This window comes from Leucobacter alluvii, from assembly GCF_039530485.1.
GTDB lineage: Bacteria > Actinomycetota > Actinomycetes > Actinomycetales > Microbacteriaceae > Leucobacter > Leucobacter alluvii.
The window spans coordinates 311,985-329,604 of the sequence record NZ_BAAAOP010000005.1 but is presented as its reverse complement, the minus strand read 5'-3'; the positions used below and the strand labels follow the sequence as shown (position 1 = coordinate 329,604).

Annotated in this window: 13 protein-coding genes; 3 read left to right on the top strand and 10 right to left on the bottom strand. The window is 67.8% G+C overall.

The window, feature by feature from the left end:
• Nucleotides 1-10 precede the first annotated feature (10 nt).
• Complete coding sequence (locus ABFX18_RS06025; protein WP_090148297.1) at nucleotides 11-973, bottom strand: sugar-binding transcriptional regulator; 963 nt, start codon at nucleotides 971-973, stop codon at nucleotides 11-13.
• A gap of 112 nt (nucleotides 974-1,085) precedes the next feature.
• Between ABFX18_RS06025 and ABFX18_RS06020 the strand changes: the two genes are divergently transcribed.
• The 3 genes from ABFX18_RS06020 to glpK all read left to right on the top strand — a co-directional run bounded on the left by ABFX18_RS06020 (nucleotide 1,086) and on the right by glpK (nucleotide 5,230).
• Nucleotides 1,086-2,807 carry a glycerol-3-phosphate dehydrogenase/oxidase gene (locus ABFX18_RS06020; protein ID WP_346057734.1) on the top strand — a complete coding sequence of 574 codons (1,722 nt, stop codon included), beginning with the start codon at nucleotides 1,086-1,088 and terminating at the stop codon, nucleotides 2,805-2,807.
• 98 nt (nucleotides 2,808-2,905) lie between these two features.
• Entirely contained in the window at nucleotides 2,906-3,670 is a 765-nt protein-coding gene (locus ABFX18_RS06015; RefSeq protein ID WP_090148294.1) for an MIP/aquaporin family protein, read from the top strand.
• Nucleotides 3,671-3,715: 45 nt separating this feature from the next.
• Nucleotides 3,716-5,230, top strand: a complete 1,515-nt coding sequence (gene glpK / locus ABFX18_RS06010; RefSeq protein WP_346057733.1) for a glycerol kinase GlpK — start codon at nucleotides 3,716-3,718, stop codon at nucleotides 5,228-5,230.
• A 68-nt stretch (nucleotides 5,231-5,298) separates the two neighbouring features.
• On the opposite strand, the gene gatB is transcribed toward glpK, so the two are convergent.
• The 9 genes from gatB to ABFX18_RS05965 all read right to left on the bottom strand — a co-directional run bounded on the left by gatB (nucleotide 5,299) and on the right by ABFX18_RS05965 (nucleotide 17,478).
• Nucleotides 5,299-6,819, bottom strand: coding sequence for an Asp-tRNA(Asn)/Glu-tRNA(Gln) amidotransferase subunit GatB (gene gatB / locus ABFX18_RS06005; RefSeq protein ID WP_211648110.1), 1,521 nt, complete (start codon nucleotides 6,817-6,819; stop codon nucleotides 5,299-5,301).
• Nucleotides 6,819-8,369 carry an Asp-tRNA(Asn)/Glu-tRNA(Gln) amidotransferase subunit GatA gene (gene gatA, locus ABFX18_RS06000; protein WP_346057732.1) on the bottom strand — a complete coding sequence of 517 codons (1,551 nt, stop codon included), beginning with the start codon at nucleotides 8,367-8,369 and terminating at the stop codon, nucleotides 6,819-6,821. The genes gatB and gatA overlap by 1 nt, the downstream gene beginning before the upstream one ends.
• A gap of 8 nt (nucleotides 8,370-8,377) precedes the next feature.
• Entirely contained in the window at nucleotides 8,378-8,698 is a 321-nt protein-coding gene (gene gatC / locus ABFX18_RS05995) for an Asp-tRNA(Asn)/Glu-tRNA(Gln) amidotransferase subunit GatC (protein WP_090148286.1), read from the bottom strand.
• Nucleotides 8,699-8,774: 76 nt separating this feature from the next.
• Nucleotides 8,775-9,431: a DNA-3-methyladenine glycosylase I gene (locus ABFX18_RS05990; RefSeq protein ID WP_346057731.1), complete on the bottom strand. Its 657-nt coding sequence runs from the start codon at nucleotides 9,429-9,431 to the stop codon at nucleotides 8,775-8,777.
• A gap of 121 nt (nucleotides 9,432-9,552) precedes the next feature.
• Nucleotides 9,553-11,922, bottom strand: coding sequence for an NAD-dependent DNA ligase LigA (gene ligA / locus ABFX18_RS05985; protein ID WP_346057730.1), 2,370 nt, complete (start codon nucleotides 11,920-11,922; stop codon nucleotides 9,553-9,555).
• Between the two features lie 29 nt (nucleotides 11,923-11,951).
• The gene (mnmA, locus tag ABFX18_RS05980) at nucleotides 11,952-13,118 is read right to left on the bottom strand and encodes a tRNA 2-thiouridine(34) synthase MnmA (RefSeq protein WP_090148280.1); all 1,167 of its coding nucleotides are present in this window, start codon (nucleotides 13,116-13,118) and stop codon (nucleotides 11,952-11,954) included.
• 85 nt (nucleotides 13,119-13,203) lie between these two features.
• Complete coding sequence (locus ABFX18_RS05975; protein WP_346057729.1) at nucleotides 13,204-14,397, bottom strand: cysteine desulfurase family protein; 1,194 nt, start codon at nucleotides 14,395-14,397, stop codon at nucleotides 13,204-13,206.
• A 10-nt stretch (nucleotides 14,398-14,407) separates the two neighbouring features.
• Nucleotides 14,408-15,373 (bottom strand): tetratricopeptide repeat protein, encoded by a 966-nt coding sequence (locus tag ABFX18_RS05970; RefSeq protein ID WP_200329279.1) that lies wholly within the window; start codon nucleotides 15,371-15,373, stop codon nucleotides 14,408-14,410.
• Nucleotides 15,374-15,450: 77 nt separating this feature from the next.
• Complete coding sequence (locus ABFX18_RS05965; protein WP_346057728.1) at nucleotides 15,451-17,478, bottom strand: DUF8094 domain-containing protein; 2,028 nt, start codon at nucleotides 17,476-17,478, stop codon at nucleotides 15,451-15,453.
• Nucleotides 17,479-17,620: the final 142 nt, after the last annotated feature.

Below are 17,620 nucleotides of genomic sequence, written 5' to 3'. Positions count from 1 at the left end.
CGTCCACGGCTCAGCCGCCAGCGTCCACGACGAGCCGCGCGAGTTCTTCGTCCACGACCAGCTCCGTGATGATCCGAGCAGCGAGCGCCCCGCGAAGACTCTCCCGCTTCGCGGCACCCGAAACGACGCACAGTCGATGCGGGATGCGCCGCACGGTGTCGAGCGAAGGTCCGCTCGAGCGCTCGTTCAGGGCGACGCCGTCGGTGCTTCCGTCGTTGCGGTAGAAGACGGTTCCGCAGTCGCCCACCACACCGGCCCGCACGAGCTCCTGCAGGTCCTCGCGGTCGAGGTATCCACCCGAGTAGATCCGCGATCTCGGGTCGCCGATCCGTGATCCCAGTCCGAAGACGTAGACGTCGCTCGATGCCTGCAATTCGAGCACTCGGCTCACGGATCGCTCCCGCCAGAGCGCTCGGCGCGTGTCGGGGTCGTCGAAGATCGCCGGGACGGAGAACTGGTACACGGAGGCCGCGAACGCGTTGCCGAACCCGCCGAGCAGCTCGGCGGAGTAGGACACGCCCGTCGTGCGCACGTTGGCCGCACCGTTCATCTGCACGACTCGCGCCTCGTGCACCGTCTTCGAGGGCAGATGCCGAGCGACCGCGCTCATGGTCGCGCCCCATGCGACGCCGACGGTCGAACGATCGACGACGGCGGCGGCGACGCGATGCGCGGCGGTGCGCGCAGTTCGCTCGAGGCGGTCGGCCTCCGTCGCGCGCGCGGGAGAGGACACGACGTGCGCGGTGATGCCGTACCGCTCGGCCATGCGCAGTTCGAGCTGGGATCGGGCCTCCTGGGGTGAATGCACCTGGATCTCGACGAGCCCTGAGTCGCGCGCGTGCGTGAGCAGGCGCGACACCGAGGATCGGGACACGCGCATCTCCTGCGCGATCGCCTCCATCGTGAGATGCTGCAGGTAGTAGAGTTGCGCCGCTCGCAGAGCGTCACGCGATCTGGACGAATGTGCAGTCATTACTGCCCCCTTCGCTCGCTTTGATGAATACATCATGCACATACGTGCAATGAGCTTGCAACTTGGTGCACGGCGGGTGGAAGCTGACCTCGAACGTCGAAAGGTTGAAGTCATGAATGATCGCACGCCGACCACCCGTCCCGCGATTCGCAGCCTGCGGGATCGCCCCCACGCCGAAGTCCTCATCATCGGCGGCGGCATCAACGGCATTGCGACATTCCGCGAACTCGCGCTGCAGGGAGTCGACGTCGCACTCGTGGAGCGCGGCGACTTCGTCTCCGGCGCATCCTCGGCATCGAGCCACATGGTGCACGGCGGGGTGCGCTACCTCGAGAACGGCGAGTTCCGCCTCGTCCAGGAGGCGGTCGCAGAGCGCAACCGCCTGCTGCGCACGGCACCGCATTACGTGCGCCCCCTCGAGACGACGATCCCGATCTTCTCGACATTCTCCGGCATTCTCTCGGCGCCGTTCCGTCTGCTCGTGACCCACGGCCGCGGAAAGGCTCGGGAGCGCGGAGCCGCGCTCATCAAGATCGGGCTGACGCTGTACGACACCTTCTCGCGCGACGGCGGACAGGTGCCCCGCCACAAGTTCCGGGGACGCCGCCGATCGCTCAGCGAGCTGCCGCGCCTGAACAGCGATGTGAAGTACACGGCGACCTATTACGACGCGTCGATGCACGACCCCGAGCGCCTCGCCCTCGACGTCCTGCACGACGGAATCGTCGCGGGCGGCGACCGCGCGCGGGCGGCGAACTACCTTCCCGCTGTCGGCTTCGAGAACGGTGCAGTGCAACTGCGCGACGAGACCACCGGCGACGTCTTCGACGTCACGGCGAAGGTGATCCTCAACACCAGCGGGCCGTGGACCGATCTCACCAACGAAGCGCTCGGCCGCGGCACGCGGTTCATGGGCGGCACGAAGGGCTCGCACATCGTGCTCGACCACCCCGAGCTCCTCGCCGCCACCGGTGGACGAGAGATCTTCTTCGAGCACTCCGACGGCCGGATCGTGCTGATCTACCCATTGAAGGATCGCGTGCTCGTCGGCACCACCGACATCGACGCGGACCCCAGCGCGCCGACCTCCTGCACGAGCGAGGAGGTCGACTACTTCATCGATCTCGTGGGCCACGTCTTCCCCGACATCTCCGTCGATCGGTCGCAGATCGTCTACACGTTCTCAGGGATCCGGCCGCTTCCCCGCCACGACGACACGGCGCCCGGCTTCGTGTCCCGCGACTACCGCATCGAGCCCTCCGAGCATGCCGGGGTTCCGCTCCTCAGCCTCGTCGGCGGCAAATGGACCACCTTCCGAGCACTCGCCGCGCACCTCGCGAACGACACCCTCGAGCTGCTCGGGAAGACCCGCAGCGTCGGCACGGAGACACTCGCGATCGGCGGCGGGAAGGACTTCCCGAAAGGCCGCGCCGCGCGCACCCGCTGGGTGGCGGAGCGCGCGGACGGCAACGACCGCAGTCGCGTCGAGGTGCTGCTCGACCGGTACGGCACCCGAGCCGATGAAGTACTGGCCGCGACGCCCGAGCACGACGAGACGATCGCTCTGCTCCCGGGATACACGGCAGCCGAGCTCGCGCATCTCGCAGCCTCCGAGCAGGTCGTCCATCTCGACGACCTCCTGCTCCGCCGCACCTCCATCGCATTCTTGGGGGGACTGACCCTCGAGCGCGTGCGCGCAGCCGCGGAGGCGATCGCGCCCGTCCTGAACTGGGACGGTGCTCGCGTCGATGAGGAGATCCGCCGCATGGCGCAACTGCTTCGCACCGCTCACCGTATCGATGTCGAACGCGGAGGCGCGGTCGTCGATATCTGAGCGGGGCGACCCTTCGGGTGCGGCGCCAACGCTCCGCGCCCGAACTCACCACCCTTCGCGAGGCTCAGCCCTCGCTTGTTTGAAAGGTCAATGACGACATGCCAGATGTCAATCTCGGGTACTACTTCCTCTCCGAGTTCGTCGGTACCGCTCTCCTCGTACTCCTGGGCTGCGGCGTCGTCGCCAACGTCGCCCTGGCGAAGACGAAGGGGAACGCCGGCGGGTTCCTGCTGGTCAACTGGGGCTGGGGCCTCGCCGTCTTCGTCGGCGTGCTCGGTTCCGCCTACTCCGGCGCCATCCTGAACCCCGCCGTCGGCATCGGGCTCGCGATCGCCGGCAAGATCAGCGTGGTGCAGTTCCTCGTAGCCGCAGCCGCCGAGCTCCTCGGAGCCATCGTCGGTGCCGTGCTCTGCTGGGTTGCGTACCGTTCGCACTTCGATGCAGAACCCGATCCCGCCGCGAAGCTCGGCGTCTTCTCGACCGGCCCAGCGATCCGAACCCCGTTCGGCAACTTCCTCACCGAGGTCATCGGCACCTTCGTACTCGTCTTCGCGGTGTTCGCCTTCGCGGATTACGGCGACATCCAGGTCGGCGTGCCCGGGGGCCTCGGGCCGCTGACCGCGCTTCCCGTCGCGCTCGTCGTCGTCGGCATCGGCGCCTCCCTCGGCGGACCGACCGGCTACGCGATCAACCCCGCCCGAGACCTGGGCCCGCGCATCGCGCATGCGATCCTGCCGATCAAGGGCAAGGGCGGCAGCGACTGGGGCTACGCCTGGGTGCCCGTCGCCGGACCGCTCGTCGGCGGAGCGATCGCCGCACTCGTCTCCCCGCTGGTCCTGGGCCTCGCCGCGGCCGCGGCCTGACCCGCGCACCCGCACGAGCAACGAAGCTGATACGAAAGGAACACCATGTCTGAATACATCATCGCGATCGACCAGGGAACCACCTCCAGTCGGGCGATCATCTTCGACAAGAGCGGCACCATCATCTCGGTCGGTCAGAAGGAGCATGAGCAGATCATGCCGCAGGCCGGCTGGGTCGAGCACGACGCGCTCGAGATCTGGCGCAACGTGCAGGAGGTCATCGGGATCGCACTGGGGCGAGCCGATCTCACTCGGCACGACATCTCGGCGATCGGCATCACCAATCAGCGCGAGACCGCGGTCGTCTGGAACCGGAAGACGGGCAAGCCCGTCTACAACGCGATCGTCTGGCAGGATACGCGGACGCAGGACATCGTCGACCGACTCGCGGCGGACGGCGGGATCGAACGTTTCAAGGACATCGTCGGCCTCCCCCTTGCGACCTACTTCTCCGGGACGAAGGTCGCCTGGATCCTCGAGAATGTCGAGGGGGCGCGCGAAGCCGCCGATGCGGGCGATCTGCTGTTCGGCACCACCGACAGCTGGGTGATCTGGAACCTCACCGGCGGCTCGGAGCACGGCGTGCACGTCACCGACGTGACCAACGCATCGCGCACGCTGTTCATGGATCTGAAGACTCTCGAATGGCGAGACGACATCCTCGAAGCGTTCGGCGTCCCCAGGTCGATGCTTCCCGAGATCAAGTCATCCTCCGAGGTGTACGGAACCGCCGAGGATTCCTCGTTGCTGCGCGAGACGCCGATCGCCGGCATCCTGGGCGACCAGCAGGCATCCACCTTCGGCCAGGCGGCGTTCACCGCCGGTGAGTCGAAGAACACGTACGGAACGGGCTGCTTCCTGATCTTCAACACGGGCGAGGAGATCATCCACTCGAAGAACGGCCTCCTCACCACCGTCGGCTACAAGCTCGGCGACGGACCCACGCACTACGCACTCGAAGGCTCCATCGCCGTCACCGGATCGCTCATCCAGTGGCTGCGGGACCAGCTCGGCATCATCTCGGACGCGCCGGAGGTCGAGCAGCTCGCCGACAGCGTGCCGGACAACGGCGGCGTGTACATCGTGCCCGCCTTCTCCGGCCTGTACGCGCCCTACTGGCGCCCCGATGCGCGCGGTGCCATCCTCGGGCTCACGCGCTACGCCAACAAGGGACACCTGTCTCGGGCTGCGCTCGAGGCTGTCGCGTACCAGACGCGGGACGTGCTCGATGCGGTGAACGCCGATGCCGGCGTCGATCTCACCGAGCTGAAAGTCGATGGCGGCATGGTCGCCAACGACATGCTCATGCAGTTCCAGGCCGACATCCTCGGCGTACCGGTCGTGCGGCCCGTCGTCTCGGAGACGACCGCGCTCGGTGCGGCGTATGCGGCGGGGCTCGCGGTCGGTTTCTGGTCGGGACTCGATGATCTGTCCGCCAACTGGCAGGAGGATCGCCGATGGGAGCCGGAGCTCGACTCCGCCGAGCAGGAGCGGCTGCTGCGTCAGTGGCGCAAGGCTGTGACGAAGTCCATGGACTGGGTCGACGAAGACGTGCGCTGACACAGCGCGCGTGCGCACAGAGGCCGGCAGCTCATCGAGCTGCCGGCCTCTGTGCGTCTCCCCCGAAGCTATTCGGCGGCTGATGCCCGTTCGAGCACGAGTTCTCGCACGCGCGCTGCGTCGGCCGAACCTCGCATCGCCTTCATGACGGCTCCGATGATCGCGCCGGCCGCCTGCACCTTTCCGTCGCGAATCTTCGCGAGGACGTCGGGCTGCTGGGCGAGCGCCGCATCCACGGCCTCGATGAGCGCGCCGTCGTCCGAGACGATCGCCAGACCTCTGGACTCGACGATCTCGGCGGCGGTCCCCTCGCCGTCGATGATTCCGGCGATCACCTGGCGCGCGAGCTTATCGTTGAGCGTTCCCGCATCGATGAGCTCGACGACCGAGGCGACCTGGGCGGGCGTGATGAGGTCTGCCGAGGGCGTCGACCGCTCATTCGCGATGCGCGCGATCTCACCGGTCCACCACTTGCGAGCCGTCTGCGGGGGCACCCCGATGGCGACCGTCTGCTCGATGGTGGTGAGCAGGCCCGCGTTGACGAGGTCCTGGAACTCGAGCGCCGAGAACTGCCATTCCCCGCGGAGGCGTCGACGACGCAACGTCGGATGCTCGGGGAGCTGCGCGCGCAGTTCCTCGATGAGTTCGCGCTCGGGAGTGAGCGGGGCGAGATCCGGTTCGGGGAAGTAGCGGTAGTCGTCTGCATCGCTCTTGGGGCGGCCGGGCGAGGTCTCCCCCGTATCCTCGTGCCAGTGCCGTGTCTCCTGCGTGATCGTCCCGCCGCCATCGAGAATCTGCGCCTGGCGCTGGATCTCGAATCGCACGGCGCGCTCGATGGAGCGCAGGGAGTTGACGTTCTTCGTCTCGGTCCGCGTGCCGAGCACCGACATTCCGGCGCCCTCATTGCCTCGCGGTCGCAGCGACACGTTCGCGTCGCATCGGATGTTCCCGCGCTCCATGCGCGCGTCTGAGATGCCGAGCGACACGACCAGGTCCCGAATGGTCGAGACGTACGCCGCTGCGATCTCCGGGGTATCCGCCTCTCCGCCGAAGATCGGACGGGTGACGATCTCGACGAGCGGCACGCCCGCCCGGTTGTAGTCGACCAGGGAGTACTCGGCGCCCTGAATGCGGCCCGTCGATCCCCCGACGTGGTTCAGCTTGCCCGCGTCCTCTTCCATGTGAGCACGCTCGATCGGCACATGGATGATGCGGCCGGACGCGAGTTCGATCTCGACCGACCCGTCGTGGGCGATCGGATCGTCGTACTGCGAGATCTGGTAGTTCTTGCCCATATCCGGGTAGAAGTAGTTCTTGCGCGCGAAGCCGGAAACCTCGGCGATCTCGCATCCGAGCGCCAGACCCAGGCTGATGGAGTAGCGCACCGCCTCATGGTTGAGCACGGGCAGTGAGCCGGGCAATCCGAGGCACACCGGCGCGAGGTTCGTGTTCGGCTCCGAGCCGAAGATGTTCGGCGCGGTCGAGAACATCTTGGTCTTCGTGTTGAGCTCGACGTGCACCTCGAGGCCGATCACCGGTTCGAAGAGCTCGAGTGCGCGGTCGAAATCCATCAGCTTCGTCTTGGCCATCAGTTCGTCGCCTTTCCGGTCCGGGCCGTCGCAAGGAAGGCTGCATCGAGCTCCGGTGCCTGCGTCCAGAACGGCGCGTCGTCGCGATCGGCGACGAGCTGTTCGATGGCGCTTCCGGCGCGGTAGAGCCGCGCGTCTTCGAAGGCGGGGGCCATGAGCTGCAGACCGACCGGGAGGCCGTCTTCGCTCGCCGTGCCGATGGGCAGGCTGATGCCGGGGATTCCCGCGAGGTTCGCGGGAATCGTCGTCGCGTCATTGAGGTAATCGCGCATGGGGTCTCCGGAGTGAGCGCCGAGCGCCCAAGCGGTGGTGGGCGCGGTCGGCGAGGCGATCACGTCGACCTGGTCGAAAGCGGCGGCGAAATCACGCTGAATCAGCGTGCGCACCTGCTGGGCGCTGCCGTAGTAGGCGTCGTAGTAGCCCGCTGACAGCGCGTAGGTGCCGAGGATGATGCGTCGTTTCACCTCGGCACCGAACCCTGCCGCACGAGTCTCGCTCATCACGCCCTCCACGGTCGCCCCGCCCTGCGGCGTCACGCGGAGCCCGAATCGCACGGAGTCGTACTTCGCGAGATTGCTCGAGGCCTCTGCGGGAAGGATGAGGTAGTAGGCCGCCACCGCGTACTCGAAATGCGGCGCATCGATCTCGACGATCTCCGCACCCTGAGCGGTGAGCAGATCGAGCGCCTGCTCGAACCGCGCCTGCACCCCTGATTGCACGCCGTCGATCATCAGCTGCTTCACGACGCCGACGCGCAGGCCGGCGAGGGTGGCGGGGTCTGCACCGCTTCGCGCAGCTGCAGCCATCGACGGCCACGCGAAGTCGAGCGATGTCGAGTCGTGCCGATCGTGCCCGGAGATGGCGTCGTGCAGCAGCGCCGTGTCGAGCACCGTGCGAGCGCACGGCCCGATCTGATCGAGCGACGAGGCGAGCGCGATCGCGCCATATCGGCTCACGCCGCCGTAGGTCGGCTTCATGCCGACGGTGCCGGTCAGGGCGGCAGGCTGACGGATCGATCCGCCGGTATCAGAGCCGAGTGCGAGCGGGGCTTCGAAAGCGCTCACCGCCACGGCGGAGCCGCCTCCTGAACCACCGGGAACGCGGTCGAGCTTCCACGGATTCAGCGTGGGTCCGTAGGCCGAGTTCTCGGTCGAAGAACCCATCGCGAATTCATCCATGTTCGTCTTGCCGATGGGAATCAGACCGGCTGCACGCGCCCGCGCGACGGCCGTCGCGTCGAAGGGCGAACGGTATCCCTCGAGGATCTTCGATCCCGAGGTCGCCGGCATGTCAGTCGTGACGAGCACGTCCTTGATGGCGAGGGGCACTCCGGCGAGCTCTCCGAGCGACTCTCCGGATGCGCGGCGGGCGTCGATGTCGCGCGCCGCTGCGAGTGAGATCTCGGCGTCGGTCGCGAGAAACGCGTTCAGTGTTCCGTCGACGGCGGCGATGCGATCGAGATGAGCCTGCGTCGCTTCTGCGGAGGACACCTCACCCGCGGTGAGCCGAGCGGCGAGCTCGGCCGCAGTCAGCTGGATCACGTCGTTCATCGCGGCGCTCACTGCTCTTCACCGAGGATCGACGACACGCGGAACATGCCGTCGGTGGTCTCCGGTGCGTTCGCGAGCGCTTCCTCCTGCGTCAGCACGTCGGAGACGATGTCGGGCCGCGTGACGTTGCTCAGTGGAATGGGGTGACTGGTCGCGGGGACATCGGGGGTCGTCACCTCGCCGACCTTCGCGATGTGGGTCAGGATCGAGTCGAGGTCGCTGGTGAGCGCCCCGATCTCGTCGTTGGTGAGGGCGATTCGTGCGAGGCCCGCGAGATGTGCGACGGTGTCCGCCGTGATCTCGGTGCTCGCCGCGCTGGCTTCAGGCATGCTGCTCCATCGGGAGGGGTCATCTGGGAACGCCCACCATCCTATCGGCGGCTCGAGCGCGAGATCTCAGCGGCGCTCAGCCGGGAATTCGCGGGGCCGTCACCGGAGCCTGAAACGGCAGATCGGCTCCCGCCCAGGTCCCATCGGGCGACCAGAGCTCCGAGCATCCGCGTCGATGACTCGTCACCACATGCGCGTCGACGATTCCGATCGCCGTCATCAGGGCGTAGACGGTCGTCGGACCGACGAACGCGAACCCTCGGCGTTTGAGCGCACGCGCCAACGCTGTGGATTCCGAGGAGAGCGTCGGTACGTCGGCGTCGCGCGCGGGCACGGGCGATCGCTCCGGGCGGAACGACCAGACGAACTCTGCGAGGCCCGTCCCATCCTCCTCGCGGAGCCGAAGGGCCGCCCGCGCGTTCGCGATCGTGGCGATGATCTTCCGCTCGTTGCGAATGATGCGCGCATCGGCGAGCAACCGCGTGACGTCGCCATCGCTGAAGCGCGACACCTGCTCGATCGAGAAACCGTCAAATGCCTCGCGGAATGCGACGCGCTTGCGCAGCACCGTCAGCCACGACAGTCCTGACTGGAACGCCTCGAGGGAGAGACGTTCGAAGACGCCGTCGTCGTCGAACACCGGCATCCCCCACTCCGCGTCGTAGTAGGCCGTCAGCAGCGGATCCTGCAGTGCCCATGCTGCGCGAACCGGTGTGTCGGTGTTCTCTGCCATCGGCGCTCCTTCACGAAGATCGGCGCGGCCTGCAGCCGCTATCGGTCATCTCACCGTATCTTCCGCGAGATGCGCAGACATGTTCGAGCGGACGGATGTGCATAAGTCGAGGAATTTCGTCTCACTCAGCGTCTGTGGGCGGAGAATCAGGCTGTCCGATCGCATCCGGCCCCTCCGTCACGAGCAGCGCGAACTGAGCTGCATCGAGCACCGGGATGCCCAGTTCTTCGGCTTTCGCGAGCTTCGAGCCAGCCCCTGGCCCAGCAGCGACGAAATCGGTCTTCTTCGAGACACTCGAAGCGGCCTTCCCGCCGGCGGCGATGATCGCTTCGGTCGCGCCCTCACGGGTGAATCCGTCGAGCGATCCCGTTGCCACGATCGTGAGCCCGGACAGCACCCCGTCCGCACCAACGACACCCGGCCCGGCATGCCCGGGAGTGGCCCATTGCACGCCGGCGGCGCTCCACCGATCCACGATCTCGCGGTGCCAATCGACGTCGAACCAGGCGATCAACGATTCCGCGATGATGCCGCCGACCCCGTCGACCTCGGCGAGCGCCTCCTGCGACGCGCTGCGGATGGCGTCGAGCGAACCGAACCAGTCGGCGAGCGCCCGTGCCGCTACGGGCCCGACGTGGCGGATATTGAGCGCGACCAGCAGACGCCAGAGCGGTTTGGTCTTTGCTCTCTCGAGCTCGGAGAGGAACGTCTCGGCGTCGCGAGAAGGCCGGACGATGCGATGGTCTTTGCGAATCCCCGCTCGACGTCGCTCGGCTGCGCTCAACCCTTCGGCGGCAGGTGGGTATTCGTAGGTCACGCGCTGGAACGGCGCGCGCCGCACGAACTCACCCGTTGCCTCGTCGACGCGCTGCTCGCCCGTCTCGGCGTCCCGGACGATCACCTCGATCGGCACGATCTGCTCCAACGTCAGCTCGAAGAGCCCCGCCTCGGTTTCGAGGGGCGGCGCTGCTGGCACCTCGGGCTGCGTGAGCGCGGCCGCGGTGATCTCACCGAGTACCTCGATGTCGAGCGCTCCGCGCGAGCCGATGTGCTCCACTCGGCCGCGCACCTGTGCGGGGCATGCTCGGGCGTTCGGGCAGCGGAGGTCGATGTCGCCCTCCTTCATCGGCCGGAGCGGCGTACCGCACTCGGGGCAGACATCGGGCATCTGCCATTCTCGCTCCGTGCCATCCCGCAGCTCGAGCACGGCACCGAGCACCTCCGGGATCACGTCGCCCGCCTTGCGCAGCACGACGGTGTCGCCGATCCGCACGCCCTTGGCCTGGACGACCTGCTGATTGTGCAGCGTCGCCTGGCGCACCGTCGAACCGGCGACCTTCACCGGCTCCATGACGGCGTACGGTGTCGCGCGCCCAGTGCGTCCGACGCCGACGCGGATGTCGATGAGGCGCGTGTGCACCTCCTCGGGCGGGTACTTGTACGCGATCGCCCACCGCGGGGCCCGGCTCGTCTCTCCGAGTTCTCCGTGCAGCGAGAGCTCGTCGACCTTCACAACGATGCCGTCGATGTCGTGCTCGACATCATGGCGGTGCTCCCCCCGATCCTCGATGAACGCGGCGACCTCGTCGACCGAGTCGAACACTCGCGAGTGCGGCGAAACGGGCAGACCCCACTCCGCCAGAAGCTCGTACACGTCCGACTGATTCTCAATAGCCGGATCCGGCCATGCACCGATGCCGTGCACGTACAGCGAGAGCCTCGCGAGGCGCTCCCGCATGAGGGTGAGCTCGGTCTCGGACTTCTTCTCCGCTCGCTGGCGCAGGCTCCCGGCCGCGGTGTTGCGGGCGTTCGCGAATTCGGCGTACCGCACGGGAATCTGCTCGATGTCTCGCCCCTTGACCGACTGCTCGTCGATGTAGGCCTGCTGCAGTGCGTGCTGGCGCTCATTCAGGGCGGCGAAGTCCTCGGAGGTCAAGAACACCTCGCCGCGAGCTTCGAAGAACGATGGGAACCCGCTTCCGTGCAATCTGCGCGGAATCACCGGGATGAGAGCCACATTCTCGGTGATGTCTTCTCCGACGCGCCCGTCGCCGCGAGTGGTCGCCGTCTCCAGTACGCCGTCTCGGTACGCGAGGCTGATCGCCAATCCGTCGATCTTGAGCTCGGAGAGCCAGCGCACGGGGCGACCGGCTGCGGTGCGGACCTTCGCCGCCCACTCACGGAACTCCTCGATGGAGAAGACGTTGTCCAGACTGAGCATGCGCTCAGCGTGCTGGTGCTCGGGAAACCCTGCCGACACCACAGCAGCCCCGACTTCGCGAGTCGGGCTGTCCTGGCTCGCCAACTCGGGGAATGCCCGCTCGATCGCTTCGAGCCGACGGAACATCTCGTCGTACTCCGCGTCCGATACGAGGCTCGATGCTTCGGAGTAGTAGGCGACGCGCAGTCGCTCGACCTCGTCGGAGAGACGCTTCGCCTCCTCGCGGGCTACGTCGAAGTCTTCGGGGATCTGCTGCGCGTTCGTGCTCACGCCTCCAGTGTAGAAGCGAGGTCCGACATTCAGGAGCGGGTTGCGGCCGTCTCCAGCGGCACCGCACGATCGATCGTGAACTGCCCGAGTACACGCGTTCCCACGTAGAGCACGGCTGTCTGCCCCGGCGCCACGCCGACGAGCGGCTCCGCGTGCTCGAGGTCGATATCGACGACGACCTCGTGGGTCGCGTCCGCGCGATGCAGCTCCGTTCGCTCCTCCGGCAGGATCGGCTCGAGCCTGGCGAAGGCGGGCACGGGATCGGCGTGCGCCCGGATCTGCACATCGCAGCCGAAGCGTTCCGAGAGCTCGAACCCGGGCTCCCCGGCCCAGCTGAACCGTCCCCCCGCGATCCTGGAGATCTCGAGCTGCTCTTTCGGGCCGACGACGACCTGATTCGAAACGGGGCGGATGGAGAGCACGTATCTCGGCTTCCCGTCCGGAGCCGGACGCCCGAGCTGCAGCCCGCGGCGCTGGCCCACCGTGTATCCGTGCGCTCCGTCGTGACTGCCGACGACGTCGCCCGACTCATCGAGAATGTCTCCGGGCGTGCGGTCGACGTGATCCGAGAGCCATCCTCGCGTGTCGCCGTCGGGGATGAAGCAGATGTCGTGGCTGTCCGGCTTCTGAGCGACCTGCAATCCGCGCTCCGCGGCCTCGGCCCGGATGAGCTGCTTCGACGGGGTATCGCCGAGCGGGAAATAGCAATGAGCGAGCTGGCGCTCCGTCAGCACGCCGAGCACGTACGACTGATCCTTCGCCCAAGCGCTCGCACGATGCAGCTCCGGGCCGTGAGCACCCTCCGCGAGTGTCGCGTAGTGCCCCGTCGCGACCGCGTCGAAACCGAGGGCCATCGCCTTGTCGAGCAGGGCGGCGAACTTGATCTTCTCATTGCAGCGCATGCACGGGTTCGGTGTGCGGCCCGCAGCGTACTCAGCGATGAAGTCGTCGACCACGTCTTCTTTGAACCGCTCGCTCAGGTCCCAGACGTAGAACGGGATGCCGAGCAGATTCGCGGCGCGACGCGCGTCCATCGCATCCTCGATGGTGCAGCACCCCCGCGAGCCGGTGCGGATGGTGCCGGGCATTCGGCTGAGTGCCAGATGCACGCCGACCACTTCGTGGCCGGCCTCTACAGCGCGGGCGGCGGCTACGGCAGAGTCCACGCCCCCGCTCATCGCTGCCAAAATCTTCACCAGAGCATTCTAGTCTTCCGAAACCCGGGAGTCGACTTCGCGAAATCGTCGGCTGCCCGTCGCGGATTGAACCGCGAGGCTCGAGTCAGCTGAGCCCTGCCGCACGGGCCGAACGCAGCGCCGCAGGGAGCGCCGCGAGGAGCGCATCCACCTCCGACTCCGTGCTCTCCTGGCCCAGCGTGAAACGCAGCGCCCCTGCCGCGTCGTCGGGAGCGACCCCCATGGCGAGCAGCACATGCGAGAGCTCGGCCACCCCGGCCTGGCACGCGGAACCGACGGAGACCGAGACGCCGGCACCGTCGAGGAGGAAGACGAGCGAATCCCCTTGACAGCCGGGGAAGGTGAAGTGGGCATTGCCCGGCAGTCGTCCCGGACCGACTGAGGCTCCGCGGAGCACCGCGGTCGGATCCACCTCGCGCACGCCGGAGATGAGTCGGTCGCGCAGGCGCCCCAAGTGGGCGAGGCCATTGCGTCGGGGACGCCCCTCCTCATCGAGGAGCATCTCGAGCGCCGCAGCGAAGGCTACGGCGCCGGCGACGTCCTGCGTACCAGAACGGGATCGCTGCTGGCTTCCGCCGTGCAGCAGCGGCTCGACGGTGACCCGGCGGCCGAGGATCACGGCGCCGACGCCGACCGGTCCACCCACCTTATGCGCCGAAAGGCTGAGCGCCGAGGCTCCCGATGCTGCGAAATCGATCGGAACCTGCCCGAGCGCCGAGACGGCGTCGACGTGGGCCGGCACGCCGTGGGCCGCGGCTACCGCGCACAGTTCCCGCACGGGTTGCAGCGTGCCGACCTCGTTGTTCGCCCAGAGAAACGAGATGACCGCGACTCGATCGGCGCCCGCTGCGGCGATCGCGGCTTCGAGCGCCCCCGGCGTCAGCAGGCCGTTCTCATCGATCGGCACGCCGACCAGCTCCGCGCCCTGAACATCACGCAGCCACTCCGCGGTCTCCATGGTCGCGTGATGCTCGCCCTCGGCGATCAGCACGACCGGCCCTGAACCGGAGCGACGACGCGACCAGTAGAGTCCCTTGAGCGCGAGATTGATCGACTCTGTCCCGCCCGCCGTGAGGATGAGCTCGGCGTGGTCGCACCCGACCATCCGGGCGATGCTGTCGCGGGCGGCCTCCAGCAGCTGACTCGCACGCTGGCCGTGTCCGTGCGTCGACGCCGGGTTCCCCACTGTGCGGAGTGCATCGGTGTAGACCTCCAGCACCGCTTCGGGCATCGGCGATGTCGCAGCATGGTCGAGATACGCGCGCCCGCCCACCATCATGGCGTCGCGCTCAGTAGAGGAGGTTGGCGAGACGGCTGCGGGCCGCTGCGACTCGCGGATCGGCGACGCCCACGACCTCGAACAGTTCGAGCAGCCGTTCACGGATCGTTGCTCGCCCCTCGGCATCCTGCTCGACGAACAGGTCGAGCAGCCGCAGGAAGGCGTCTTCCACATGGCCCCCGGAGACGTCCAGATCTGCGACGCGGAGTTGCGCCTCGACGTCGCCGGGCGCGGCTGCCGCACCGCTGCGAATCTCGTCGGCGCTGAGCCCCTGCAGGCGATGCAGCAGTTTCACCTGCACGAGCGCAGCTCGCGCTTCGGCGTCCGCCGGGGAGCGCGTGAGCACGGCCTCCCACTCGGTGATGGCCTGCTCGTAGTCACCGCGCTCGGCGGCTTCGATGGCCGCGAGGTGCGCCGCTGGAATCTCCGGTTCTGCCGGAGCGGCCTGCTCGTCAGCGTCCTCGATATCGGGAGCGTTCACGCGGCCGGTGACGCCGTGCTGCTCCGCGAGCTGCAGGAGCTGCCCGAAGTACTCGCGAACCTGCTCCTCGGGAACCGGGCCTTGGAAGAGGGGAACCGGCCGCCCCGCGACCAGTGCGATGACCGTTGGAACCGCCTGCGCCTGGAACGCCTGCGCGAGACCGGGGCTGGCATCGACGTCGATCCTGGCCAGGAGCAGTCGTCCGCCGAGTTCGCGAGTGACCTGCTCGAGCACCGATCCGAGCGACACGGAGGGCTCGCTCCGAGCAGACCACAGCAGTGCCACGACGGGGACGACGCTGGAGAGCTGAGCGGCCTGCTCGAATGTGGCATCGGTGACGTCGATGACGAGCGACGGGACATCGACGACGGAGCCGCCAGCAGCGCTCCCGGGCGCCGCAGATGGGGCACCCCCCTGGGGAGCAGCCGCGCGCGCTGCGAGGTGGCTGAGATCCACCCCTCCACCTGGCAGTCGCTCTGGAATCTGCTGTGTCATCGTGATCGATCCTTCCTCATGTTCGGTCCTCATCGACGGGGCGGCATGAGCCGTCTGGCCGCGGCGCCCCGTCGACGCTAGTTCGTGACGCCGACGAGCTCGCTCGTGACGCCGAGCAGCTCGATCTTCGCATCCTCCGACTTGCTGGGCACGAAGAACAGCATCTGGTGCGCGACTTGCTGCACGAGACGCTCCTGCTCGCCCTCCAGGCCGGAGAGCGCTGTGATCGCACCCTGCGCCTGCGGTTTGAATCGGCCGCCGGCAGCGTCGACGATCTGCTCATCGATGACGGTCGTGGCGACCAGCGCGCCGCCGGCACCCGTCGAGAGCGCGACGACCGGCGCGTCGCCCTGTCGGGCAGTCGCGCTGTACTTCATCGTCTGCCCCTTCTCGTCGGATTGCTGCTGCGCCGCAGCGGCACGAGCCTTGCCGTAGTTCTCGAGGAGCGTGTCGCTCTCGAGGTCGAAGAGCTCGGCCTCCGGAGCTTCAGTGCCGTTCTCGAGCAGCGAAGCGTAGGCTGCCCCGACCTCGCCGGGCGGCAGCATCAGCGTCTCGATGTCGTTGGAAAGCAGTGCCGTGCCGTCCTCGGCCGGGGCCGCCTGAGGCATTGAGATGCCTCCGCGCAGCGCGATCACGCGCGACACCTCGAAGTTCTCCTGCGGCGACTGCTGCGTCATGATCAGGGCGATCGACGGAGAGGTCTGCTCATCGGTCGCGCCGTCTCCCGCTTCCGCATCGGCGTCAGCCGCTGCGGAAGCGGCATCCGCCGAACCGTCGGCGGTCCCGTCGGCCGCAGCATCGGCATCGGTCTTGCCGGACGACGACGCCACGGTGACGAACGCGGTTCTCGGCCAGGACTCCGTGCTCTGCACCAGCGCGTAGTCGAGTTCTTCATCGGTGATCCTGGGCGGAACCACCGCATAATCGGGCACCGAAGCGCGAATCGTGTAGTTCGCCGTGCGCTGCGCGAGGGCGTCGTCGACGAACCGCTCGTCGAGCGCGGCCGCGTCGAGGTCATCGTCGCCCTCGTTCGCCGCCGCGGAGACCTGCTCGACGATGCGATGCAGTTGCGCTTCCGTGACGGGCACCGGCGCGATCGACGACGGCTGCGCCGTCGGCGTTTCTTCCACCGGCTTCGGGCCCATCTGCGGCCAGTACTCGGCGGAGCAACCCGACAGCCCGAGCACCGCGGCGATTCCCAGCACGGGGAGCAGGCGGCGCCCGTATCGTCGGTTCTGCCTCGATCGGGCGATCATGCCGTCCCGACCCGCTCGGTTCCGAATGTTCAGCGTCATGCGCTCTCCTCTCGGCGGAGCGTCTGCACGGGCATCGGCTCGCGGCGCAGCACTCCGACCGCGGCGCTCCGGTCGTGCGAACGCATTCCTCAGCCCTTGCAGCGGTCCTCGGCGTCCACGGCGAGGACCGAGGCCCCGACGATCATGGTCGACGGCGAGCAGGTACAGCACCGCGCCGACGATCGCGAGCACGCCTCCCGCTGCCAGCAACGGCCCGGCCCACGGCGTGCTGCGATCCTGCGCCCACACGAGGGACACCTCGCTCGGAATCGGGTCCGTCCCGTTGGTCGCGATCAGCACCGACTGGTCGACGGCGATGGACACTGGAACGCGGAGCGTCTCGGTCTCGGTCTCGGTCGATCCTCCGTTGCCGTCGATGAATCGGGAGTCGAGCCACAGGTCGCTCCCCCGAGGGTCGAGCCCGTCGCCCGCTTCGTCGGCCTCCGTCGTCGCGGCTCCGGAACCGGTCTCCGGCGCTTCCGCAGGGGCCCCGGGGATCAACGCCGTGAGGAGTCGCTGCTTCCGCTGGTCCACGGTGAGTTCGGCGTGCGGGAACGGGGCCAGCCAGGCATCGACGTCGCGTGTCATCGCGGTGGCGACGAACGCGTCGGCGCCCTGCACCACGACGTTCGCCTGGCCGGGGAGCTTCGAGAACTCGGTGCCGTCGACCACGGCGAAGGCCGCTTCCGACTGGGTGTCGACGGGCAAACTGATCTCTGCCGGACCGGCGAGGAATGTGCGCTGCCCGAGCCCGAGCAGCAGAAGCACTCCAGACAGCACGAGCACTGCGATCGCAAGCGCATGTCGCACGGGATCTCCTCTACTTTCGCGTCGGTCCGGGAGCGAGCGATGGAAGCCGCGGGGCCCGAACACGGATCTTCAGCCTCCAACGCTACCGGAGCTTCCCGGGTGCGACATGAGGACTTCGTTTCTGAGGTCTTCGCCGCGACCG